Source organism: Treponema sp. OMZ 790 (assembly GCF_024181285.1).
In the GTDB taxonomy this organism is placed as follows: Bacteria; Spirochaetota; Spirochaetia; order Treponematales; family Treponemataceae; genus Treponema_B.
In genome coordinates, this window is sequence record NZ_CP051201.1 from 754,363 (window position 1) to 779,853 (window position 25,491).

Below are 25,491 nucleotides of genomic sequence, written 5' to 3' on the forward strand. Positions count from 1 at the left end.
AGATAAAAGTAAATGAAAAAGATAATAAAAGCAATAAAAGAAAAAGGCATTTCGATAGTATTATTTATAGTATACATGAGTGTAGGAGTATTGCCTGTAAACCTGTATGCGGCAGGAGCAGGAGAAGGACAGATAAAAATAAAGAACAGTATTTTATTGGCAAGCAAGGTAATAGGAAAAGAAGGGGGCATAATTGAAGGGGAAGGAGTAAGATTTGAAGTACCAATAGGAGCCTTGGAAAAGGAAGTTGAAATAAAGATAAGCAGGTTAATAAGAGTAGAAGAAGGGGAAGTAAAAAACGTAACGGCAGGACTGGGCGGGTACAGGTTTGAGCCTGAGGGGCAAAAATTTAAAAAAGAATGTTTGATAAAAATGGCATATGATGAGCGTATAGAAGAAGAATATGCACAAGAGATATATACGTATTATTATAATAAAAGAAAGAAAGCATGGGAAGCGTTAAAAAGGAAGGGCGTAGATGTAGAAAAAAAGATAATAGAGTCTTACACAAATCATTTTACGGATATGATAAATGGGACGTTAAGCTTACCTGAATCGCCCGGTCCTGTAAACATAAACTTAAACAGCATAAAAGAACTAAAAGCCGCGGATGCAGCAGGGGGGATAGAAAGAATAGAAGGATTAAAGGGGGTAAGTGAAGGAAGTGCCTCATTTAACATGAAACTGCAATTACCCGGCGGAGTAAGAGGGTTTACGCCTGAACTCGCGGTAAGCTATTCAAGCGCAAGCGGGTACGGGTTATTGGGCAAAGGCTTTAGTTTAAGCGGAATAGAAAGCATAAGTATAGATACAAGATTGGGCTTACCTGAATATAACGGCAAAGACACGTATTTGATAAACGGAATAAAGGTAAGATATGAAGGAGGGAAGTGGAAGGAAGACAGGAAACAAAGCTATGCGGCAATAAGGAATGATTGGGCAGAAGGAAAGGGAAGCGGAAACTATTTTGAAATAAAAGAAAAAGACGGGAGTGTAAAGATATACGGAGCTAAGAATTGGAGCGGAGTGAGCGAAGAGAAAAAATACATATATTACTTGGATGAAAAAAGAGACAGCTTTGGGAATGTAATAGAGTATGTGTATGAGAAACAGAAAGATGAAGAAGGAGAAGAAGTATTATTAAAAGAGATAGTGTATGGAAAAGAAAGAGAGAGGCGGATAAAGATAGAGTATGAGGGAAGAGAAGATGAGAGAGTAGAGGGAAGGGGAAAGTATTTAAAGAAAGAAAGTAAGAGGATAAGCGAGATAAGAAGTGAAGTTAGAGGGGAAGAAGTAAAAAGATATGAGTTTAAATATAAAGCGAATACCTTTTTAGAAAGCTTATTAGAGAGCATAGAAGTAAAGGGTCAAGGCAAAGAAGAAGGGGTGTACGCATACGGGTTTGAATACGAAGAAGCGGAAAAAGAAAGAGATGGAAGCATAAAGGCGTTTGGAGAAAGTGAAAGATGGTATAAAGAGACAAATATATTTGAACAAAGCAAAGGTGCCATAAGTGTATCTGAAGGCCATAATAGCGGCTCAAATTTTTCATGGTCAACAGGACTGGGGGTCGGACCTGCCGGAGGAGGATATGATATAAGAGGAACTTACGGACAGGGTTCATCGGATAGTGAAGGAGTTCGCAGTGCACAACAATGTATGGTAGACATCAATGGAGACGGGAAAGTTGATGTAGTAAGAATGGTGAAAAACGGAATTTCGGTTATGCTTAATAATGGACAAGGATTTGATGATGCAAAAATATGGAAAATAGATATTGATGGAATAGAAAAAGAAAATACATGGAATATGAGCTTAAGCCACAATGCATATATTGGAGCAGGAAGCCCTAAAGGAGGTGCTGCCGGTGTAACATATAGTAATACAGAGCAAATGAATGGTGTAAATCTTGAAACAAGTTTTATCGACATAGATGGAGATAGATTTTTAGATATAGCATTAATAGGAAAAAAATACTATTTAAAAAATACGGGCAGCGGATTTGAAGTGAAACCGTTTGCTAATATAAAGAATTTAAGAACTTCATCATTGAGTTATAATGATGAAGATGTGAAAAAATATAATGCTATTTATCATCAACAAAATCCGTTTAGACAATGGAGAAGCAAATATGGAGGAGAAGTAAGAATAGACGGATTAGCTGTATTAGAAGAATCAAATAAAAATAAGAATGGAGTTGAATTAAAAATATATAGTGGAAATACACTATTGATAGAGGATAGAATATATGATGAAAAAAGAAATGGAAAGCAAAATACAAAAGTGAGGATAAATGATGGAGATAGTTTATTTTTTGTTCCATATGGCAATTGTAATATGGGAGGCCAACTAATAAATTGGAATATAAAATTAAAATATGAAAAAATAAAGCCTTTTAATGATATGAACAAAAAAATAAGCTGGAGAATTGAAAATGGAGAAGTTTTTTTTGCAAATGAATTAAAAATTATTAGAACTAAAGATGGAAGTAATATAAAAAAAGACTATGAAAATATTTTAAATGAAGGAGTTAATGGGACTACTGACGATGTAAGAAAAAAAACAGCCGCAGAATATATGATTGCAAAAAGAAATTTTTTGCCGATAATAATAGATAAAGAAAAAATAAAAATATTGTTAGAAGCTGACGGGTATGAGAGTGAAGAAAATCAAAATGAAATAAAAAAAACGATTGGGCAAATGTATAAATATGATATTAGCAAAGAACAATATATATTGCTTGATGAAGATTTGAGAAAAAGTAAAGTAGTTGTCTCGACAAATGAATTTGATGAAAACGAAAAAAAATTAAAAAATATTTTGAAATCTATTGACATTAATAAAATTAAGAAACTTTTGGTTTACGAAAATAAGTATATAATAAAAGAAGCCAAGAAAAGAATATTTATGAATGACGGTTTTTTCACAGGGGAAGAGTGGATTGGAAGCCGTGATAATAAAAATAGAGAAATAGGAATTGAGCGAATTGGGTATATAGGTTGTGAGAATAACATCTACTTGGATAAATTGAATAATAAAAATCTTATATTGAAAGGAAATGATGTATATTTAGGAAAAGAAAAAATAGGTCAAGCAGAAATAAAAAAAGGATATAGGACTATAACAGTACTGTTTAAAATAAAAGATAGCGGTAGCTATGCAGAGTATGAGTGTTGTAATTATCAACCAAAAGGTTTTAAACTGGGGAAAAATGAAATAGAAAAAATATTTGAATATAAACAAAAAGAAAAAGAATATAATACAAATAACAGTAGGTGGCATTCGATAAATGAAAAATTATATTCTAGATTAGTAAATACAGCGGTACGAGAAATAGGCGAAGATGGACAAAACTTCCTTAGTAGTATATACATTGTAGGTTTTAATAGTTATAATCTTAAATCTCAGTTGAATGATGAAGAAATTGCAAAGTTAAATAGAATATTAAAACTTTTTGGTGAAGTTGAATATGCAGAAAGTCTTGGATATGAATATGATGAAATTAACAAAACCTATAATCTTAAAGATAGTGAATATTTAAATCTAGTGGAAGCTGTCTTATTAGAACAATTGAATGAAGCTCAACGAAGAGATGAAATATTAAAATATGAGAATCTTGAAAAAAAAGTGGAAAATGAGATGCTCGGTCGGTATGAAAAAATAAAGAGAAAAATAAGGTATAATCATAATGATGAATATATGGTAATGAATGATGGTATAAATGATTATATAAAGATACCTATATTTGAAAAAAATAAATTTGAATACATAAAAATCGATATAGAAAATTGGGACAGCGGAAGAGACTATGTAGGGAAGGATGTGCGTGATGATATTATATCTTATACAACCGAATCAGAGGTGGAATTAGCGGTTACTGTGGAAGAAGATGGACTGTTAAAAGAAAAAAAGCAAAAAGAAATAGTAAAGTCCATAAACAAAGTTTACACTGAGGAAATTCTGGCAGGCGGGTATAACCAATGGTTCTATGGAGTTTGGATGTATAATCAAACAGAACCGAAATATGAATTTGCCGAGAAAAAATTAAAACCCGATTTTAATAAAACCGATATAGACGAATTTAAAAAGAATATACAAAGAAAAAATTCGAATAAAGAAGAAGCAATGAAAAATGTTGATGACAAATATGCTTTATTCTACTATCCTTTGATGTTAAACCAGCAGATTCTTAATAGTGAAGGCGAATATGAAAATATAACGAGAGAAAATGAAATAGATGTACAGATAGATGATTCATGTTATGTAGGAAGAATAACTGAAGATATATTGGTAGGTAAAAATGAAGTAAAAACATATGCACCTTTTATCAATAAAGATATGATATTTATTAATAGAGCCGGAGGTGTACATTATTATAAAATAATTGATAAACTAAAACAAGTCTCTAATGAATGTATCTTAATAAAATCATCCGGAAGCATAAATAAAGAGCATTCTTTTGCCAACTCATTTAATTTTGAAAAAATAGAAGATAAGCTTGGTATTAACATTGTAGAAAAATTTAAAAAAGATCTGTTTAGTTTGGCAAAAAAAATGTTTGAGAAAATATTACGAAAACTTTTAAGTAATTTTAGTTTTAGCTTTTCAAACGGAAAAACAAGTACAGGAATATTACTTACCGATTTTGATGGAAACGGCACTGCCGATTTTATAAAATCGAGTCATGACGGGCAGCGAGGTGTTTTTGTAAATTTAAATTTTGCAGAAAATTTTAGTGAAGCATATAAAGTAGAAAATTTAAACGCTATTACAGAGAGTGAAGATGAAAGTAAAACTTATGGAAGCGGAATAAGCCGCAGCGGTTCAGTAAAAAAAATATATGATTCAAACGGAAAAGTATTGACTTCAATACCTTTATCCGGAAGCGTTGGAGGCGGATTTAGTTTTAGTCATGGAGGAAGTTGTGATAAATTATCGTTTATCGATATAAATGGAGACGGATTGCCTGATAGTATTGGAGAAAATAATACATACTTGAATGTAGGAGATAGAGTTATTGAATATAACGGTCTTAATACGAATTTAGAGAAACGAGATTCATATACTCTTTCAGGTTCATTTAATATCGGTGCAGGATCCGAGCTTTCAGGCGAAGGAAAAACAGCTATTGCTTCTTTAAATGCTTCAGCATCCATAAGTTATTCGGGCTCGTATAACCTTGTAACACAAAGGCTTGTTAATTTGCGAAGCGGATATGTAGATGCAATAAGTGCAGGAAAAGATGAGGCTTATCTTCACCTTAATACCGGCGGAAAATTTGTAGATAAGAGAATTAAGATAAAGCTTCCTAAATGGAATTATACTACGCAAGAAGGCGCCAATATATTTTATCTGATTGATGGAAACGTTTTCATTTCGTTTCTTAATAATTTTAAATTTTTGCGAAAAATAAACTTACAACATGTTGAATCTGCATTTACAAGCAGTGGTTTATCACTGAACCCTTTAAGTTTTAAACTTTTGCAAAATATAAATTCCATAGGACTTTCATCATCCGTAACCTTGTCCGGAAGTATAGGAGGAGGAGCGACTACAAATATTCCGATTCCGATCGTTAAAGTACAGTTTAATATTCCGGCTGTTTTAGGTAAAGGTTTTATGGCTTCCGGCTTAATTTCCGGTGTAAATGTTTCAATGCTTGACATAGACGGTGACGGTTTAGCTGACCGAGTATTGAGAATACCCGGAAGTAACGGAGCCGTATACGTCCAGCGCAACCTTTTAGGCAAGGTAGGCTTACTAAAAAAGATAAAGTTACCCCAAGGCGGAAGCTACGAATTAAAATATGAGAGGGTAGGAAACACGGTAGAGCTGCCCCAAAGTAAATACGTATTAAGTGAAGTAACTGCAAAATCGGGATTAAAAAGTAAAACGGGTAACAGCCAAGAGTATACAACCTACTACACCTACGAAGACGGCTATTATAACAGAATAGAAAAAGAATTCTACGGTTTTAAAACGGTAAAAAGTAAAAACGCAATAGGGACAGTAACTGAAACAGAGTATTATATAGACTTTTACTACCGTAAAGGCATGGTAAAACGCGAAATAATAAAAAACGGAAACAGAGTATACTCAATAAAAGAATACGAGATAGACACAGCACCCCATGCAAGAATAAAAAAAGAAACTAACACAATACGAGAAAACTACAACGAAATAAAAACCGAAAGCGAATACGAGTACGACAAATACGGAAACGTAACAAAACTTTACGATAAGGGAGAGGTAACAAACACAAATGATGATATCATAGCGGAAATAACATATTGGAAGGGGGCGAGTGAAGAGAAATACTTTAAAGCACACCCTGAGAAAATACAAGTCTTACACGGAAAGACGGGAACTCTTTTACGTAAACGGGAGGGTGCATACGACAGCAGAACAGGCGCCTTAACGGAATTAAAACAATACACGTCGCATGGAGCATATCTTGTAAACCGCATAGAATGGACAGAGGACGGAAACGTAAAAACAGTAACAAGCCCGACAGGTAAAAGAGCCGAATACAAATACCTTGACTGCATATATCCTATCGAAATAAAAGAGATAAGCTCTAAAGGAGATAAATCTTACACAAGTAAAATAGAATGGGATCGTATTTTAGGAGTAAAACTAAAAGAAACGGATGCGGCAAACAATACAATGAGCTATAAGTACGACAACTTTGGGCGAGTAACCGAGGTGAGAAGCCCCTACGACTTTGAAAGAGACAAAGACACCGAAAAATCATCGGACCAGGAAAACTCCTTATGCAAAATACACATACATTACTCCAAAAGATTCCTTTGGTACACCGTAACCGAAAACAAAATAAGCACCGAAGCCGAAGACAGCGGTGTAATGAAGACGATTGTAATTCACGACGGTCTGGGACGCATAAGCTACACAGCCAAAGAAGGAGAAGTGTACATTGACGGAACGAATGATCAAACCCAAACGGGCTGGAACATCTCAAGTGTAATCAACTACGACAAGGCAGGACGAAAGACGGAAGAAGGAATGCCATTCTTTTACGGAGGAAACTTAGAAAGCGATTTAAAAAACGCCTTATCGTATCAGGCAATAGAACAGTTTTATGAATTAAATAATTTCACAACGATAAGAAACGGAACAAAATACGAATATGACGACATAGACCGAAACATATTAACGGTTTTACCTGACGGGAACACACAAAAAACCGAATACTCGATAGATTCTTCGCTTCAAATAACAAGGGCAACAGACCCGAAAGAAAACATAAGCATAAGCAAAAAAGACGCAAGAGGAAACATAAGGGAAGTAGAGAGGCAAGATAAAAACAACACTCTTCTTACCAAAGCCCGATACGAATACTCTGTCCTCGGAGAAATGCTGCGAGCATACGACGCAAAGGAAAACCTTTTATCGGTAAGCTATGACTTGCTTGGAAGAAGAACCGCATTAGAAAGCAAGGATACAGGCAAAAAAGAATGGATATACGATGAGAAAGGAAGGCTGCAAGCAGAAACGGATTCGGTATTAAAAAACAAAGCTGCCGAAATAAGATACGAGTATGACGGCTTTGACCGCATAATAAAGATCGACTATCCTTTTAGCCCGGACATAGAATACGAATACGGAGAGCCCGGACAAAATGGTGCAGGTCAAGTAACTTACAAAAAAGATGAAACGGGAGAAACGCACTATACTTACGGAAACTTAAACGAAGTAATAAAAGAGAGTAGAACAATCAACCGCTATGGAGCGGGAACTAATCCTGAAACAGCCTCTTTTGAATACCGCTCGGATTACCTTGGGCGAATGCAGAGTATGAAATACCCTGACGGGGAAACTATAACCTACACCTACGATAAAGGCGGACAGCTAAAGGGCGTAAGCGGAGAAAAAACTACAAACAAGGGTAGCATAAAATACTCCTACGTCGATAAAATAATTTATGACGAACACGCACAACGAATGTATATAAAATACGGCAACGGCGTAGAAACACGGTACAAATATGATGAAAAACGAAGATGGCTTGACTCGATAGAAACCAAAAACGTACAAACCCAAGACGTCTTCCAAAAAATAAAGTACTCCTTTGACCCTGTAGGAAATGTATTAGGCTATGCAAACGACGCAACTACCTACGAAACACAACAAACATATTCTTACGACAACTTGTACCAACTGATAAGCGTAGAAGGAACAAGCAACCAATACAAGGGTAAAAAGAGCTTCGGTATGACACCGGTAAGTATTGCAAAATATAAACAAACATTCAGCTTTGACGCTATAGGCAATATGAAAGAAAAATTAAGCACCACCAACATACCCGGCTCTCAAGGGAACTCGTATCCAAAAGCAGAACTTGACTATGACCTGAATTACGAATACGACCCGGCTTATGCACATCGTTTAATCCATGCAGGCACCCGCTATTACCGCTACGACGCCAACGGCAACATCACTGCCGAAAAAGACGGCCCCTTTACCGATGAAGAAGAATTTGCATTTACATACTCATATTTTGAAAATGAAGATGTCTACGGTGCCGATTACGGCTTCGGCCTTGATGCTCCGAAAGAAACCGAGCAGGCAAACCTGCAAGACCTCTTTGCTTATAGGCGGAACTACACATGGAATGAACGGAACCTCTTAACAAAATCAAGCGACCGCAACTTTACCGTACACTACCGTTATGGCGAAGACGGACAGCGGGCCCTTAAATACACCGACGAGGGAAGAAGTGAAACCTTATACTTCAATAACTTCTTTACGATACATATTCCAACCCAAGATCAGAACAACCCGCAAGGCTTGCGGGTGCATAAACATATCTTTGTTGGTAACTCACGCCTTGTAACCGCAATGACACATACCGATAACAGTGGAGACAACGAAGAGCAAAAAGCAAAACGATACTACTATCATAGCGACCACTTAGGCAGCGCACAGTTCGTAACCGACTGGCGCGGTAGACAGTACGAGCATATAGAATACACACCCTACGGCGAATTGTGGATAGAAGAGGTAGCTGCAGGCCTCGACAAACTGCCGTTCAGGTTTACGGGGAAAGAGCTGGATGAGGAGACAGGACTGTACTATTACGGAGCGCGGTACTTAGATCCGAAGTATTCGAGGTGGTTAAGCGGGGATCCGGCGTTAAATGATTATATACCAAAAGCACCGATAAATGACGAGGCAAAAAAGCATAACGAGAATTTACCCGGAATGGGCGGGGTGTTTAATACCGTCAATCTTCACGTTTATCATTATGCGGGGAATAATCCGATTAAGTATACCGATCCGGATGGAAAGCAAATAGTTATTCCATTACCTATCCCTATACCAATTCCTTTGACTATTCCTAAGCCATTTATTGGCCCTGTCGATATTTTTACTCCTATTTTTATAAACCCTGATAATGGTATATATAAATTGAATATTGATAATAATCTAGATTGGCATTATGCTCCTAAAGGTCCTGACAAGTCTGATCCAAATTCAAATCCATTAGGACCTGATTGGGAGAAAAAGCCTGGAACCGAGAAAGATAAAACCGGAAAACATATATATTTTAGAAATAAAAAAACAGGAGAAGAAGTTAGATGGGATTGGGGCAAAGGTGATGGTGAAGGCCATTGGCACAGAATCAACCTTGATAAGTCAACCCAAAAAAAGTTTCCTTATCTTGATCCTAATGGTAAACCTGTAAAAAAAGATAGTCCTGACGGACATATAAAACCTAATCCGAGAACTGTACCAGATACATTCTTATATAATATACCGATGGCTAAGAAGTTTAATGACCTTTTAAGAAATATATGTTAAGATTATGTATAATGTCTGTAAATATAGTCATTTTATTGATGAGGTATCTTCTAAAAATCTAACGAGATTTTAGAGGCGTTTTTATATATTATTATTTTGGAGGATAGATATGGAATTACCGTTACATGATACAGAGTTGTTATATTTTATAAGTAACCCGTATGGTGAGTTTTTGCAGTTTGTAATTGCTCGAAATGATGGGAAACATAAGATTTTAGCACGGATTTTAGCTGTAGGCATCAAAGATATTAAGACAATGGGAGCCGAAGATTTAGCTGTGCTTCATGTAAGCTATGGAGATGTTGATTATGCCTATATTGAAGAAGAAAATGATCTTTCAATATTAACAATAGGTGGTATTGATAATTATTTTACATTTGACCAAATCAATTGGGAATTTACAATCACGGCCGAAAAGATTTTTTATGAAGAAAAAATAATTCAAGATACTAACTACAGTAAAGGAGAGTATTTAAGTGATTATTATTTGGAAGGTTTCTTTATTGGCGGCAAACATATTCCAAAACCTGGAGAGTGGAAAGAAATGAAAATTCTTGAGAATGTAGATGATTGATGATTTTATTGCTAAAAGTAGATACTCAATTTTAGTTAAGAAATTCAGTTTACCCTATGTTTTATATTGTAAATTTGGTTTATGAAAAATGAAGAGTAACTATTTATTAAAACAATTAAACCATCTCACCTCTCGGACAGCGATTGAAAGGGAGCAAAAGCAATTTATAAAAATTGCTTTTGCTGTACATCTTTCCGCAGTAATTTCTGCGGAAAGATACCGAAGCGATAGCGGAGCCCTGAAAAGCGCGGTGCTGACACTTGTGTACTTTTACATAATTATGATAGTACACAAGTGTCAGCAGTCCGCCAAAAGAAAGTTATTATTAAATAAAAACAACTTATCGGATGTTTTTCCGCTTACGGTAGGAAGCGGAAAAACAATGACTTTTGAAAATAGGCGAGGTAAGTACAAGGAGTTAGGCAAAAAAGTACCGCAGGCGTATCGGGTATACGTCGAGGACACTTTTTTGCCGTGCGACGCAGTAATTGCCCGCATATTTTCAAAAGAGGAAGATGTATACGGAATAGATTACGGCTTCGGGCTTGACGCACCAAAAGAAACCGAGCAAACAAACCCGCAAGACCTATTTGCCTACAGGCGTAACTACACTTGGAACGAGCGCAACCTCTTAACCAAATCGAGCGACAGAAACTACACAGTCCACTACCGCTACGGCGAAGACGGACAGAGAGCTCTTAAATACACAGACGAGGGAAGAAGCGAAACGCTTTACTTTAATAACTTCTTTACGATACACATACCAACACAAGACCAAAACAACCCTCAAGGACTACGTGTACACAAACACATTTTTGTAGGTAATAGCCGCCTTGTAACCGCCATGACGCACACAGATAACCAAGGCGACAACGATGAACAAAAAGCAAAGCGTTACTATTACCATTCAGACCATTTGGGAAGTGCACAGTTCGTAACCGACTGGAAAGGCAGACAATATGAGCATATAGAGTACACACCGTATGGCGAACTTTGGATAGAGGAAGTTGCTGCTGGATTGGACAAGTTACCTTTCCGCTTCACGGGTAAGGAACTTGACGAGGAAACCGGACTGTATTACTATGGAGCTAGGTACTTGGATCCAAAATATAGTAGGTGGTTAAGTGGGGATCCGGCACTAAACGACTACATACCAAAGGCTCCTATTGATGATGAAGCTAAGAAACATAACGAGAATTTGCCGGGAATGGGTGGGGTGTTTAATACCGTAAATCTTCACGTTTATCATTACGCTGGGAATAATCCGATTAAGTATACCGATCCGGATGGGAGATTTCTTCGTGCTGCTGCTCAATTATTGTTTGATGCTTTTTTTGGAAAAGGAAAGACACAGGATTATTCAAAAAGCATGAATTTTCTTATAAGCTTTTTAAATTCTCCTAAGATGAATTCAGAAATTAATAAGTTATTGGATGATTTTAAAACTTTAGGAGTAGAACAGAAAACTTATTATGACGATATCCATTTTTATGAAGGATTTCAAGATTGTGATTTAAGATTGGCTGTGGGTAAAGCTAAGTACGAAGTTACTATACGGTCAGATAAGGTGGAAAAAAAGACTTTTTTTAGAATGAAAGAAGTTACGGTATATACAATCTTAGTTAAAATAATGGATAAGTATAATTTTGATGAAAAACGTTCAGATGGTTCTATTACTAGTATGTTAAACAACTGGGGATATGATAGAGAAAAAGAAGGTTCTATAACTCCATTTTATTGGACATTTTCATATGTGATACAAAAAGTAGAATAAGGAGATCGTAATGAAAAGAAAAATTTTATTAATATTTTTTTGGGGGCTGCTAACTTCATGTTCGGGATTATTGGACTGGTCATATGTATTGGTTAATGGGTATGAGGTGTGGCATATTAATGGCGATGATATACATATAGGTTTTACAGAAGATGGTTTAACCTTGAAAACATATTTAGACGATAAATTGATAGGTGTTCCGCCTTATGTTACAGCTGTATGGCATGATGACAGATATATTATTGCGCGTCATATTTTCCCTGATGATATAGCTGATTATAAGGAGGGAAAGACTGTAGCGGAAGATTATTATTTAGTTGACTCTAAGGAAAGGAAAAGTTATGGGCCTTATAAAGATCTCAATAAACTTTTCATCGAAACAAATATACCTGTTGTAAAAAATGTAACATGGGTGTTGAGTTCGGAAATGTATAAATTTCAAAAGAAATATTAATAATTAGGTTATTAAAATAATATAACAATGAAAACAAAATTTTACATTTATCCACAACCTAACTCTCTCTTTTATCGGACAGCGATTGAAAGGGAGCAAAAGCAATTTATCAAAATTGGTTTTGCTGTACATCTTTCCGCAGTAATTTCTGCGGAAAGATACCGAAGCGGCAGCGGAGCCCTGAAAAGCGCGATGCCGGTATTTGTGTACCTTTGCATAGTATTGATAGTACACAAATACCGGCAGTCCGCCGCTCAAAGCTGCTTACGCGAAAGCTTATTACTAAACATCCCAACTGACAGGACTTTTGGAAATAGGCGGAGCAGATACAAGGAGTTAGGCAAAAAAGTACCGCAGGCGTATCGGGTATACGTCGAGGACACTTTTTTGCCGTGCGACGCAGGAGATGCCCGCATATTTTCAAAAGAAGGCAACATGACCAATAAGCTAAGCACCACAAACATACCCGGTGCACAAGGGAACTCTTATCCCAAGGCTGAACTTGACTACTCGCTTCAATACGAGTATGACCCTGCCTATGCACACAGGTTAATAAGAGCAGGCAACCGTTACTACCGCTATGACGCAAACGGCAACATAACGGCAGAAAAAGACGGACCTTTTACAGATGAAGAAGAGTTTGTATTTACATACTCATACTTTGAAGAACAAGATGTTTATGGTGCCGACTACGGCTTCGGGCTTGACGCTCCTAAAGAAACGGAACAGTCAAACCCGCAAGACCTATTTGCCTACAGGCGTAACTACACTTGGAACGAGCGAAACCTCTTAACCAAATCAAGCGACAGAAACTACACAGTACACTACCGCTACGGCGAAGACGGACAGAGAGCTCTTAAATACACAGACGAGGGGCGAAGCGAAACCTTATACTTTAATAATTTCTTTACGATACATATCCCGACACAAGACCAAAACAACCCGCAAGGCTTAAGAGTACACAAACACATCTTTGTAGGGAATTCAAGATTAGTAACCGCCATGACCCATACGGATAATCAAGGCGATAACGACGAACAAAAAGCAAAGCGTTACTACTACCACAGCGATCATTTGGGAAGTGCACAGTTCGTAACAGACTGGAAAGGCAGACAGTACGAGCATATAGAATACACACCGTATGGAGAACTTTGGGTTGAGGAGACTGCACCGGGATTAGACAAATTACCGTTTAGGTTTACAGGGAAAGAGCTTGATGAGGAAACGGGACTGTATTACTATGGAGCTAGGTATCTTGATCCGAAATATTCAAGGTGGTTGTCAGGAGACCCGGCGTTAGGAGAGTATATACCTCCTCCTGGGACAGAACCTAGTAAGCTTGCCGGTATGGGTGGAGTATATAATACGATAAATTTACATCTCTATCATTATGGCGGAAATAACCCTGTCAAATATATAGATCCGGATGGGAGAAGTGATGAATATACGATTGATGGAGATTATGTTGGTCACATAAATGATAATATTGATGGTATTCATGTAGTTGAATTTACATATGTAGGCTCAGCAACATCGAGGAAAGACTCTCGTGGGTATCTAAAAAATCAAGATGGATCAATTATGAGTTCCTCTGATTTCAATAAATTTACAGCTGCAGTGTATGGTGAAACAAGTGGGAACAAGGATGAATCCTATGCTATAGCAGATACGATAATGAATGAATCAAAATATAGTGGTCGAACCCCTATAGATATCATTGAAAATACTGGTATTTACGGTTATAACGATTCAACTAAAAGTTATACAGAGGAAAATGTTAAAACAGGAACAGATGATCGTTTGACATATTCAAGAGCTGCGGTTATTGATGCTTTGCTTGGAGATAGTGATAGTTCTAATGGTCATTATTTTTGGGAAGGGACAAAATTATTAAAAGATGGAAATTATTTTTATGACAGAATGAAAGGTCCTAATGCGATATTTAAATCTGATATTAGCATTGGAGGCACAACATTTATTAAATACAATCCGGCAAATCCTGTGTACGGAAGGAGAGTTTGGCCATGAAAAAATATTTTGTTATTATATTGATCTTTCATTTTTTTGTAAAACTATCATCTCAAGAACTTCTTCCTAATACAAAATATTATTCTGATGATGGAAGTTCATATTTTAAATTTACAGAGCAGGGTGGTGTAAGTAAAGGATTTATATGGAATAAGAAAACTCAAAATGAGTTTATGATTTTTTCACTTCAATTGCGTTATAAACTTAGAAAAGATGCTATTAGATGGTTTAAGAATAAGATTTTCGAAATTAAAATTCATACAGGTAATCCGGGCGTTTATTCTATTTTTGTGTCAGTGAATGACGGAATAATATCTAATCAGGTTAATTTTGTGATAGCAGTAGATATTACAGGAAGCTATGCACTTGTAGGAGAAGAGGCTGTTTATGTGTTGGATATATTCAAAGGAAAAAAGATATTTTATATAAATCGTAATTATGATAATACTGCAATTAAGTATTTACTTTTTGATTTGAAAGAAACTAAGTTTCTTGATAATGGAGATCTTGTAATTGCTTATTATAACTTGTCTATGGAAAAAGTATATGAATTAATAAATAAGAATGATTTTATGAGGCTTTGAATGAAATATAATTCAAAAATTGAATATTGTTTAGTAGAATTTAAGATGTCTAATCAAACATATTATTGTTTATGGTTTTCTGATAATCGTGATGCATTTTTGATTGATGAAAATGAAAAAGTAATTATGTTTTATTGTGAAGATGAAATGAGAGCGTTTTGTAAAATTCATAATTTAGATATTCAGGTGGATGCCGCTGTATTGTATGATATTGATGCATTTATAGAAAAAATATGTCTGAATGACATAGATTGCAATCTTATTTTGCGTTTTTGGAATATTGCATCTGACATGGCCTATACATTGAAAGAATCGTTTATAGGTGATGATGATGGTGTGGATTGTGTAATATTAGACGTATATAATAAATTGTTTTACGGAACAAATCCGCCGGCTCTGAAAAAAGACTCTCCGGAAATATATATTCCTAAATGGACAAAAGAAGAAAAACTTATTCTAAGTAATGTAATGGATGATGCGATTAGAATATTTTATAAATATTTAAAATGATATTGGAGGTGTATGATGACACATGTATTTTTATTTTCCTATGAGATACCGATCAATGAAGAAGATAGCGAGGTAAAAATAATAGGTGTATATTCAGCATTAGAAAATGCAGAAAAAGCATTATTGGAATATCAAAAATGTGATAAGTTTAAAGATTATTCGGAAAGATTTTATATTGGCAAGTGGAAATTGAATAAGGACTTTTGGTCAGATGGATATGTAACTGTAACTTTATAGGCTATTATTAAAAACTTACATTTTTAATTATGCCTTAAACAATACCGGAGATGAATTGTAGATGAAAGAAATTAACGAAGTGTTTATATTAACTCATATGCATGAATTTGAAGATACGAGAGCAGATATAAAATTAATAGGAATATATTCATCTAAAGCTGCTGCAAGGATAACCATTACAAAATATAAAAACTTGCAAGGCTTTAGAGATTCCCCTGATAATTTTGTTATTTCAAAATACATTTTGAATGAAAGCTATCCTATAGAAGAATGCATTAGATTTTCTTTATGATATAAAAAGGCCGGAGGTAAAATTAAGAACTAATTGATAAACAGTTCACATAAAAGAAAAAACTATGAACACAAAGCTTTACTTTTATTCACAACCCAACTATCTCACTCGGACGGCGATTGAAAGAGAGCAAAAGCAATTTATAAAAATTGCTTTTGCTGTACATCTTTCCGCAGTAATCTCTGCGGAAAGATACCGAAGCGACAGCGGAGCCTTGAAAAGCGCGGTGTCATCAACATCCGTACTTCCTTGTACGGATGTTGATAGCAAGTTTTGCATAAGCAAAACTTGCAAGCTTGAACCATCGCCGTCCATGGCGGAGCTGATATTTGTTTACTTTTACATTATAATGATAAACAAAATTGAGCAGTCCGCCGCTCAAAGGTGCTTACACCCCTTTGAGCTTCGAGTTTTGCCATTCGGCAAAACATCGGGGATTAAACTTTTAAATTTACTAAGTAACCCCACTGACAGGACTTTTGAAAATAGACGGAGCAGATACAAGGAGCCTAGTAAAAATAAAGCGGAGGCGTATCTGGTATACGTCGAGCATTTATTTTTGCGTAGTGACGCAGGAGATGCCCGCATATTTTCAAAAGAGTCTACATAGTGCCATATTTACACCGAGAAAAAAGCGTTCGAGAAAGAAAAAGAGAAAGACTATTAAGGTTATATAAAAAATATATCGAAGGAGATAAAAAATGAAGAAACTAAGAGAACTATTTATGATAATTTTAGTGTTTATATTGACAGGCTGTGTTAATCCGCATAAACCTCTGTATGAAGGAGAAAGCGGAGCTTTTGAAGAAGGCAGCGAGCTTGAAGGAAATGAAGAAGAACAGGGAGGGATAAATCCGTTTGAAGATAAACTATTTATAAAGGAAGGAGAAAAAATAATATTAAAAACAAACAACTTAAAATACTGGGGAGTACGCGGTTATACGCTATGGAAATTTTTGGGAGAGGAAATAGATAAAAAAGAGCCGAGCATAAAGGTTATAAAAAAAGAAGGGGCGAGTGAAGCAGGATACGGATTAGTGTGTTATAGGGCACCTCTAAAAACCCCCTTTAAAAAAGATTAAAAAGATGATAAAATGAGATATGAAACAAAAAGGATTATTTGATGAAGAAGATCGTTTAAGAGTATTAAGCAAGTTAGGAGATAGTCTTGAAAAATTAAATGAAAAAATAAATTGGGAAATATTCAGACCGCTATTGAAAAAAGCATTAACCAAAGAGCCAAAAGGTTTAGGCGGAAGACCTGCATACGATTATGTAATGATGTTTAAAATAATAATCTTACAAAAATTATACAACATAAGTGATGATCAAACGGAATATCAAATAAACGATCGGCTATCCTTTATGAGATTTTTAGGATTGGAATTAAAAGATAAAGTACCCGATGCAAAAACAATATGGCTTTTTAAAGAAAAACTCTCGAGAGTATCAAAAAGTTATTTGAAAAGTTTGGAAAAGAATTAGCTAGAAATAACTTAATAGGAAAAGAGGGAACGATAATAGATGCGACAATAGTAGAAGCTCCGATACAGCATAACAGCAAAGATGAAAATGAACAAATAAAAAATGGAAAAGTCCCTGAACAATGGCAAGAAGCAAAAAATAAGGCAAAATTATCACAAAAAGACTGTGATGCGAGGTGGACAAAGAAGCATAAACGTAATTATTACGGTTATAAAGATCATATAAAAATAGATAAAAAAAGTAAGCTTATATTGAAAGCGACGGTAACAGCAGCCAATGTTCATGATAGTAGAGAGTTAAAAAATTTGGTTGAAAGGGAAGATGAAAGATTATACGCAGATAGTGCCTATATAGGAGAAAAAATATACAGGATTTTAAAAGCGAAAGGAATAGAAGGACAAATTTGTGAAAGAGGAGCAAGAGGAAAACCTCTTACTAAAAAACAAAAAATCGGTAACAGAAAAAAATCAAAAATACGGGCGAGAGTAGAACATGTATTTGGCTTTATGACAAACTCAATGAAAGGTATCTATGTAAGAACGATAGGATTAGCTCGTGCAACATTTTCGATAATAATGATGAACTTAACATACAACTTATGTCGATATTGCTATCTAAAGAAATAAAATGAGGGAGCATATAGGTAATAAAATGAAAAGTAAGGGAACTAAGATAAAGAATCCAAGTTTTACACTAGACAATTTATAAAAAAGCTACTAAAATAATAAATAGGTACACTAAAAAATAGGTTTTTAGAGGTGCCCTTTAGTAAATCATACAGAGAAATAAAACAAATTTACAAAGACATTCAAAAATTTTTAAAAAATGAAGATATTGATGGATTAGTAAATTATCTCAAAGATAAAAATCTGTTACCTCTGGAGGTGTAAAAAATGGAAGAAGTAAAAATTATAGAAGGAATCTTAATTATGATGTTTATATTTCCGGCATTAGCCATAATAGTGAAGATGTTTCTTGCCGTTTTTATTCATATTTCTTTTCACCGTACAGGACTTGCTTTTTCATTTTATGAGGAGGCTACAAAAGAAAATGTATTTTTTTCCAGAAATGCGATATATAATGATGGCATTCTATCCTCTTCATGGGATAGAACTAGATTTATCATAAGATGGTGCTTAAAACTGGAATATGCAAAAGAGGATTCAATACAAATAAAATCGATAAAACGAAAATTTTTTATTTTGAATATGATGCAGTTGCTCTGTTTTCCATTATCTTTATTATGGATTTTGTTATGCTTAATTACAATAGTTTTAACTTTTTTTCTTGTTTAAAGGGATATATAAACATTGTGAAATTTATAGTTATAGTTTAAAAAATATATATGAAGTATAATAAACTATGAAAACAAAACTTAGAATTTGTTCACAAACCAACTATCTCATTCGGACAGCGATTGAAAGGGAGCAAAAGCAATTTATCAAAATTGCTTTTGCTGTACATCTTTCCGCAGTAATTTCTGCGGAAAGATACCGAAGCGAAAGCGGAGCCCTGAAAAGCGCGGTGCTGACACTTGTGTACTTTTACATAATTATGATAGTACACAAGTGTCAGCAGTCTGCCGCTCAAAGGAGCTTACGCCCCTTTGAGCTTCGAGTTTTTTGCCATTCGGCAAAACATCGGGGATTAAACTTTTAAATTTACTAAACCTCCCCACTGACAGGACTTTTGGAAATAGGCCGATGAAAAAGGTACATCCTTGTATCTTTTTCATCTCAGAGTTTTGCATACGCAAAACTCTCAAAGCTAAAACCACCGCCATCTGTGGCGGGGAAAGAGTATATGTCGAGCTCATTTTGCGTAGCGACGCAGGAGATGCCCGCCGTTTCAAAAGAGCTTGACGAAGAAACAAGACTGTATTATTATGCCCGAGATTGTTTAATGGAGAATAATTATGAAAACTGTATATCGTAAATCACTTATACTTAGATGTTTATTTTTTTTAACACTTATTTTTTTTCTTTATGCTGCAATTATTACGATTTTGACTCAAGAAGATATAAGCATATCCATATGGATAGTTATGATGACGATTATATCTATTAATGCATGGGCTTTGATAGATTATGTATTTTCGAAGATAGAATTTCAAGAAGATGTGTTTACATATAAAAAAGTATTTATTAGAGTTGTTATTAGAAAAGATGAAGTAGATTTTGCACGAAGTCTTTGTGATGCAGATATAATAAAAAATAAATATATTATTTATAAAAAAAATGGAGATAAAATAAAATTGAAAGGCGGTCTCGATGGATTTTCGATGAAAACGAAAATGGATTTACTCGCAGATCTTCTAGTTTTTTTTAGGAAAAAGATATAGCAACGGATGAATACGTGAAAGGCGGCTGTAGTAAATCCGTTAATTTTTATATACAGCGGTAAAAGGTATTGGTTGAATGATAATATGGAAGTATACTTTATACTGTATTATTGGATATATCCGTTTTAAATAAATGTTACATATAGAGGAAAATTTGAATGAATAGACATATCGCCCGAGTTTGTTTTTATATTGCTTTAATAGCATGTTTGATTTTAATCGTATTATGTATAATTGAATATAGAGGCTCGGCTATTTTATATTATTTATTGGGTACTATTATGGGAGGCTGTATGTTTCCTAGTTTCTATTTGGATTTTCAAGATGACCGTGATAATGATAAGATATTACCTTCTACTATTAAAGGATTAGTTGCAGCTATTCTCATTTTTTTGATTTGTTTTTTTATGTTAATTAAAACATTGTTTGATTAATCATGTTAGAATTCAGAGGCGGTGCAAACGGGATAATTCTGTGCGAGAATTAATTAGATCAACTTGAGGTAAGTATGAAAAAATTGATAAAAACAAATTCAAAGCAAATATTGTACTCAATACTTGTTTATTTGAATCAAAATTTTGCTTTTTTAAGTATTTCAATAAAGCACTTATAAAAATACTCCAAAGAGCTTAAACTAAAACATTCTTTAGGGCTATGATAGTGCCATGCGTTGGAACCTATCGAAACTATATCCATATTATCAATTTTGCTGTCAAAAAAGCTGCATTCAAGACCTGCATGTATAGCTAAAAAATGAACATTCTTTCCGCCTCTTTCTTCATACACCTCTTTGATCAGTTGTCCGAGTTTTGAATTACTTTTATATTCCCAGCCGGGATAAGAGCCCCACACGGTATAAGGCATATTATAAGAGTTTGCAATTTTTTTTAGTTTTTTTATTATATATTGTTTTTGAGATTCATAGCCTGCTCTGACATCGGTAATAACTATAATCTGGGAATCTTTGATATATATTTCTCCTAAATTGCAAGAACAATCAACAAAATTTTCAAAACCGTTACTCATTATTTGAATTTCCGAAGGTGATGTCAGAATGTAATCTTTTAAATCGGAAAAAATTTCACGTTTTATACATGAGCTGTCTTTATTTGAGTTTTCAACCATAGTAATCTTTATGCTGTCTTTAATGGCGGGAAATTCTTTTTGCAGGATGGAGTTAAATTTGCAAACTTCATCTTCCAAGTTTTTTAAGTCTTTTTTTGCAACCATCAAAGATACATTGCTTGTTCTTGGAATTGCAAGTCTGAAATTTCCGCCTTTTATATCTTGTAAATAAAAATCTATATTTTCAAGCTCATCTAAAAATCGGAATAGCAATATATTGCTGTTTCCTTTTCCCCTGTGTATATCTTCTCCCGAATGTCCGCCCTCCAACCCTGATAGTTTTATATCACAGCATTTATACTTTTCATCTACTTTAATTTTTTCTATTTTTTTATTAGCTGTAAATGTAATTCCTCCGGCGGCTGAAATTACTATTTCGTTATCGCAGCAATGATCTAAATTTATCAAAAATCGGCTTTTTAATTTACTCATATCGAAGTTTCCTACTCCGGAAAAATCCTCTTCTTCAGCACTTGTAAATACTGCTTCAATTTCCGGATGTGAAATGGTGTTATCGGCAAGCACCGAAAGTATGATACTTACTCCAAGTCCGTCATCGGCTCCCAGCGTTGTCGTTTCCCTCGTAGAAACAATATCTCCGTCTATGTAGTATTTAATCGGATCTTTAAAAAAATCGTGATTTATTCCTTCGGCTTTTCCGCATACCATATCGGTATGAGCTTGGAGTGCTATTGGTTTGCAATTTTCATATCCCTTTGTTGCCGGTTTTTTCATAAAAACGTTTTTAAAGTTATCTTTTTCAACATAGATATTTCTTTGTTTTGCCCAATCATACAAATAATCCCTTATCCTTTCTTCATGAAAACTCGGTCTTGGAATTTTGCATATTGCTTCGAATTCTTTTAACACATCTTGCATGTTTTACCTCCATAAAAACTTTTTACAGCAAATATAAATTTGCGAAAAAAGTTTTTTCAAGTGTGTGCCGGAAAGCACACACATATAATGATTTGAAGTTTTCTACCCATAGGTGCAAAACTCAGCAGATAAACAGTTAGGCTGAATTTCTGCCGAACTGTTTATCATACCTCCTATACCCTTTAGTGTTTTATTGTGTATCTTGTATTTCCTTTTTGTCGGGAACAGATACACCCATAAGTTCTAATGTTTCTACCAGAAAATTCATAAATTCTTTTGAATGTTTTTGTATATCTATATTTCTATCTATAATTACTTTGTACAGATAGTATGCATGTACCTTTGTAACAGTATGTATGAGAAAGTCCGTATTTTTTTGAGACAGTATACCTTGATTCACTATGGCTTTTGTTATTTCAATATCCCGTTGAATTATATTGCCTTCTTTAAGCATATTGTCTATATCGTCATGATATTTTTCACCCAATTCTTCGGGAAAAATTTCGTAATAATCGGCTATTATTTTGGGGAGTTTTTCCGAATAGATTCCATAGAACATATTAAAATAAATATCGGGATTTTTAAATGAAAAACCGTTAAAAACTTCGTATACTCTAATATATTTTAAGACAGGATTACTTATAGGTTTGGTTTTTACTTTAAGTTCTGCTATATAATCTTTTAAATAGCCTAGAGAAGCGTATAAAAGGAGGATATCCAGATTTTCAAAGTAATTATAAAGGGTTGCCGTATTATAACCTATTTTTTCTGCAATTTTTCTTATGCTGACTTTTTCTATCCCTAATTCGTTTATTAAGGTTTTTGTTACAGCGATGTATTCAGTCATAAGTTGTTTTTTCCTTTCTTTCATATCTAACATTTCCTTTTAAAATTTAAAATAATTTGCTTGACAAATTTTATAACCGCGGTTATAATTATAACATAATCGCGATTATAAATCAAGTTAAGGAGTTGTTTATGAGTTTAAAAATTAAACGGTTTAAGCTAAAAGCACCCGATGCGATTGTTCTCATTCTGGTTTTGCTCATCCTTGCATCGATTTTTACGTATGTTCTTCCTACAGGAGAATATACCCGTGTGTTGGATTCGGCTAAGGGGGTAAATGTAGTTGACCCTTACAGCTATCATCCTATTGAAAGGAATCCTGTTTCATTTTGGGGTATTTTACAGGCAGTCCCCAGAGGGCTAAATGAGTCAGCCGAAATAATTAACTTTTTGTTGATAATTGGAGGTATTTTCGGCATTTTAAAAGGAACAGGAGCTCTTGATTCTGTGTTGAAGATGGCTATGGTAAAACTTAAAGGCAGGGAAAGGCTTATTATTCCGGTTATTCTTATATTTTGGGGATTGGGCGGAGCTATAATAGGAAATTTTGAAGAGTGTTTGGCTTTTTTACCTTTGCATATAACGCTTTGCCTTGCCCTAGGATTTGATTCAATTACAGGTGTTGCACTGGGTATGTGCGGTGTAGGGGTTGGGTACATAGGAGCTATTTTAAATCCTTTTACTATCATTACTGCACAAAAAATAGCGGATGTTCCTATATTGAGCGGTATCGAACTTAGGATAGTTTCTTTTATTGTTCTTATGGCGATAACGATAGTATACATATACATTTATGCAGGAAAAATTCAAAAAAATCCTAAATTAAGTCCTATGTATGAGCAAGATTTGAAAAGTCCTTATAGGGAAAATGATTTATTGTCTAAGGATATTACCTTTACCGTAAAGCAAAAATCGGCTTTGGCAATCTTTGTTCTAGGGATAGTTGTTCTTGTTTATGGGGTTGTGGTTCATCATTTCTATTTGACCGAAATTGCTGCCGTTTTTGTGGGAACGGGAATTTTATGCGGTTTGGCCGGCGGACTCAGTTTAAATGAAACAGTGCGGCATTTCGTAAAAGGTGCGGAAAATCTTGTTTATGCTGCCATTTGTGTAGGCTTTGCAAGAGCTATAACCGTTATAATGATGGACGGCAAAATTTTAGATGTTATAGTTTACGGCTTTTCAAATATGGTTCAGGGGCTGCCGTTGCAAATCAGTGCCGTCGGAATGTTTGTATTACAGTCTTTTATAAATATTTTTATTCCTTCAGGAACAGGTCAGGCGGTTATCAGTATGCCTATAATGACTCCCTTGGCGGATGTCATAGGTCTGACGCGGCAGACTGCTGTATTGGCATTTCAGTTTGGCGACGGTATTACGAATTTGTTCACACCTACAGCAGGCGATCTTATGGCTGCAATTGCAATAGGAGGTATATCGTACGGCAAATGGTTTAAATGGTTTTGGAAGCTTATGGGGCTTTGGTATATCGCTTGTTCCGTAATTCTAATAATAGCTACAATTATCGGGTACGGTCCCGTATAAAAAATTGCTAATTATTGTATGCCGTATAAATTGGTTGTAACCGTTAAGCGGCATATTTGTTCAAACATCAACGGCATCGATAAACTTTTTTAAGGTTAACGATGCCATATTTTTTTGTATTAAGAGGAATCCAAAATTAAAATATCAGGTTTTATAGATGCTGCGGCCTCTGCCTTTATATTCGGGCTTATGCCGCTTTTTACAAAGATTTTATTCGATTTAGGTTTAAACCCCATAGGTTCCAGTTTTTACAGGATGTCCTTAGCCTTGATTTTTATCTTTATTTATTCAAAATTTTTAAAAATTGATATGAAATTAAATAAAAAAGAATTTCGGCTTGTCTTATTAGCTGCTCTGTTTTTTACCCTCAACAGTATAAGTTTGTTTGCCTCATATAAATATATAAATTCGGGAAGTGCTACATCCATCCATTTTTTATATCCGGTTATAATTTTTACGGCTTCGGCTTTTATGCTAAAACAAAGGCCTTCAATATATGAGATACTTTGTATTGCGGCCGCAGTCATGGGGCTATTTTTTATAGCCGATTTTAAAGAGGTTTCAAGTGCTCCGGGAATAATATATGCATTTATGTCGGCTATTGTGTACAGCGTGTATTCATTTATTTTGGAAAGAACAAAAAAAATTCATCCTATTAAGCTTTTATTTTATGTTAATTTTTTCGGCAGCTTAATGATTTTTGCCTTTTCTCTATCCCAGCCTGAAAGGATTCCTTTTGATTTTACGCTTCCGCAGTTTGGTCTGCTTATTTTCTACTCCTGTATTTTAACGGTAGGTGCGACCTTTTTATATCAAAAAGCGGTTGCCAAGATTGGGGCGAAATATACTTCAATTTTGAGCACATTAGAACCTGTTACAAGCCTTGCGGTAGGGCTTTTATTTTTAAAGGAAAACATGACTCTCCTCCAATTTTTTGCTGCCGTTTTGATTGTGCTTGCGGCCCTTGTGCTCATTAAGTTAAAACGGAATTAATT

At 34.8% G+C, this 25,491-nt stretch carries 22 protein-coding genes; 20 read left to right on the forward strand and 2 right to left on the reverse strand.

What is annotated here, in order from left to right; genetic code table 11:
- Window positions 1-12 precede the first annotated feature (12 nt).
- The 18 genes from E4O01_RS03520 (at window position 13) to E4O01_RS03600 (ending at window position 20,535) form a co-directional block, all read left to right on the forward strand.
- Window positions 13-9,822: a toxin TcdB middle/N-terminal domain-containing protein gene (locus E4O01_RS03520; protein WP_253730171.1), complete on the forward strand. Its 9,810-nt coding sequence runs from the start codon at window positions 13-15 to the stop codon at window positions 9,820-9,822.
- Window positions 9,823-9,931: 109 nt separating this feature from the next.
- Window positions 9,932-10,396 carry a hypothetical protein gene (locus tag E4O01_RS03525; RefSeq protein WP_253694452.1) on the forward strand — a complete coding sequence of 155 codons (465 nt, stop codon included), beginning with the start codon at window positions 9,932-9,934 and terminating at the stop codon, window positions 10,394-10,396.
- An 88-nt stretch (window positions 10,397-10,484) separates the two neighbouring features.
- The gene (locus tag E4O01_RS03530; protein WP_253694453.1) at window positions 10,485-12,170 is read left to right on the forward strand and encodes an RHS repeat domain-containing protein; all 1,686 of its coding nucleotides are present in this window, start codon (window positions 10,485-10,487) and stop codon (window positions 12,168-12,170) included.
- A 10-nt stretch (window positions 12,171-12,180) separates the two neighbouring features.
- On the forward strand, window positions 12,181-12,624 hold the full coding sequence (locus tag E4O01_RS03535; protein ID WP_253694455.1) for a DUF3997 domain-containing protein: 444 nt from the start codon (window positions 12,181-12,183) through the stop codon (window positions 12,622-12,624).
- Window positions 12,625-12,651: 27 nt separating this feature from the next.
- A complete protein-coding gene (locus E4O01_RS03540; RefSeq protein WP_253694457.1) occupies window positions 12,652-14,652 on the forward strand; it encodes an RHS repeat-associated core domain-containing protein in 2,001 nt (666 codons plus the stop codon).
- Complete coding sequence (locus tag E4O01_RS03545; RefSeq protein WP_253694459.1) at window positions 14,649-15,236, forward strand: hypothetical protein; 588 nt, start codon at window positions 14,649-14,651, stop codon at window positions 15,234-15,236. The genes E4O01_RS03540 and E4O01_RS03545 overlap by 4 nt, the downstream gene beginning before the upstream one ends.
- Window positions 15,237-15,746 carry a hypothetical protein gene (locus tag E4O01_RS03550; protein ID WP_253694461.1) on the forward strand — a complete coding sequence of 170 codons (510 nt, stop codon included), beginning with the start codon at window positions 15,237-15,239 and terminating at the stop codon, window positions 15,744-15,746.
- A 12-nt stretch (window positions 15,747-15,758) separates the two neighbouring features.
- Window positions 15,759-15,983, forward strand: coding sequence for a DUF7336 domain-containing protein (locus tag E4O01_RS03555; protein WP_253694463.1), 225 nt, complete (start codon window positions 15,759-15,761; stop codon window positions 15,981-15,983).
- A gap of 61 nt (window positions 15,984-16,044) precedes the next feature.
- Window positions 16,045-16,275, forward strand: coding sequence for a DUF7336 domain-containing protein (locus tag E4O01_RS03560; RefSeq protein ID WP_253694465.1), 231 nt, complete (start codon window positions 16,045-16,047; stop codon window positions 16,273-16,275).
- Window positions 16,276-16,339: 64 nt separating this feature from the next.
- Window positions 16,340-16,885 carry a hypothetical protein gene (locus tag E4O01_RS03565; protein WP_253694467.1) on the forward strand — a complete coding sequence of 182 codons (546 nt, stop codon included), beginning with the start codon at window positions 16,340-16,342 and terminating at the stop codon, window positions 16,883-16,885.
- A gap of 91 nt (window positions 16,886-16,976) precedes the next feature.
- A complete protein-coding gene (locus E4O01_RS03570; protein ID WP_253694469.1) occupies window positions 16,977-17,357 on the forward strand; it encodes a hypothetical protein in 381 nt (126 codons plus the stop codon).
- A 19-nt stretch (window positions 17,358-17,376) separates the two neighbouring features.
- Window positions 17,377-17,760 carry a transposase gene (locus tag E4O01_RS03575; protein ID WP_253730172.1) on the forward strand — a complete coding sequence of 128 codons (384 nt, stop codon included), beginning with the start codon at window positions 17,377-17,379 and terminating at the stop codon, window positions 17,758-17,760.
- A gap of 14 nt (window positions 17,761-17,774) precedes the next feature.
- Window positions 17,775-18,386, forward strand: a complete 612-nt coding sequence (locus tag E4O01_RS03580; protein ID WP_253730227.1) for an IS5 family transposase — start codon at window positions 17,775-17,777, stop codon at window positions 18,384-18,386.
- Window positions 18,387-18,653: 267 nt separating this feature from the next.
- On the forward strand, window positions 18,654-19,055 hold the full coding sequence (locus tag E4O01_RS03585; protein ID WP_253694472.1) for a hypothetical protein: 402 nt from the start codon (window positions 18,654-18,656) through the stop codon (window positions 19,053-19,055).
- A 67-nt stretch (window positions 19,056-19,122) separates the two neighbouring features.
- Window positions 19,123-19,419 (forward strand): hypothetical protein, encoded by a 297-nt coding sequence (locus E4O01_RS03590; protein WP_253694474.1) that lies wholly within the window; start codon window positions 19,123-19,125, stop codon window positions 19,417-19,419.
- A gap of 144 nt (window positions 19,420-19,563) precedes the next feature.
- Window positions 19,564-19,695, forward strand: a complete 132-nt coding sequence (locus E4O01_RS14655; protein WP_256484104.1) for a hypothetical protein — start codon at window positions 19,564-19,566, stop codon at window positions 19,693-19,695.
- Entirely contained in the window at window positions 19,676-20,101 is a 426-nt protein-coding gene (locus E4O01_RS03595; RefSeq protein WP_253678698.1) for a hypothetical protein, read from the forward strand. Before E4O01_RS14655 ends, E4O01_RS03595 begins: the two co-directional genes overlap by 20 nt.
- A 158-nt stretch (window positions 20,102-20,259) precedes the next feature.
- Window positions 20,260-20,535 carry a hypothetical protein gene (locus E4O01_RS03600; RefSeq protein ID WP_253694476.1) on the forward strand — a complete coding sequence of 92 codons (276 nt, stop codon included), beginning with the start codon at window positions 20,260-20,262 and terminating at the stop codon, window positions 20,533-20,535.
- A 136-nt stretch (window positions 20,536-20,671) separates the two neighbouring features.
- Here E4O01_RS03600 and pepD read toward each other — a convergent pair whose 3' ends face one another.
- Both pepD and E4O01_RS03610 read right to left on the reverse strand, forming a co-directional pair.
- Window positions 20,672-22,105, reverse strand: a complete 1,434-nt coding sequence (gene pepD, locus E4O01_RS03605) for a beta-Ala-His dipeptidase (protein WP_253694478.1) — start codon at window positions 22,103-22,105, stop codon at window positions 20,672-20,674.
- Window positions 22,106-22,295: 190 nt separating this feature from the next.
- The gene (locus tag E4O01_RS03610; RefSeq protein WP_253694480.1) at window positions 22,296-22,976 is read right to left on the reverse strand and encodes a TetR/AcrR family transcriptional regulator; all 681 of its coding nucleotides are present in this window, start codon (window positions 22,974-22,976) and stop codon (window positions 22,296-22,298) included.
- Window positions 22,977-23,083: 107 nt separating this feature from the next.
- Between E4O01_RS03610 and E4O01_RS03615 the strand changes: the two genes are divergently transcribed.
- The gene (locus E4O01_RS03615) at window positions 23,084-24,496 is read left to right on the forward strand and encodes a YfcC family protein (protein ID WP_253694482.1); all 1,413 of its coding nucleotides are present in this window, start codon (window positions 23,084-23,086) and stop codon (window positions 24,494-24,496) included.
- 153 nt (window positions 24,497-24,649) lie between these two features.
- On the forward strand, window positions 24,650-25,489 hold the full coding sequence (locus tag E4O01_RS03620; RefSeq protein WP_256484158.1) for a DMT family transporter: 840 nt from the start codon (window positions 24,650-24,652) through the stop codon (window positions 25,487-25,489).
- Window positions 25,490-25,491: the final 2 nt, after the last annotated feature.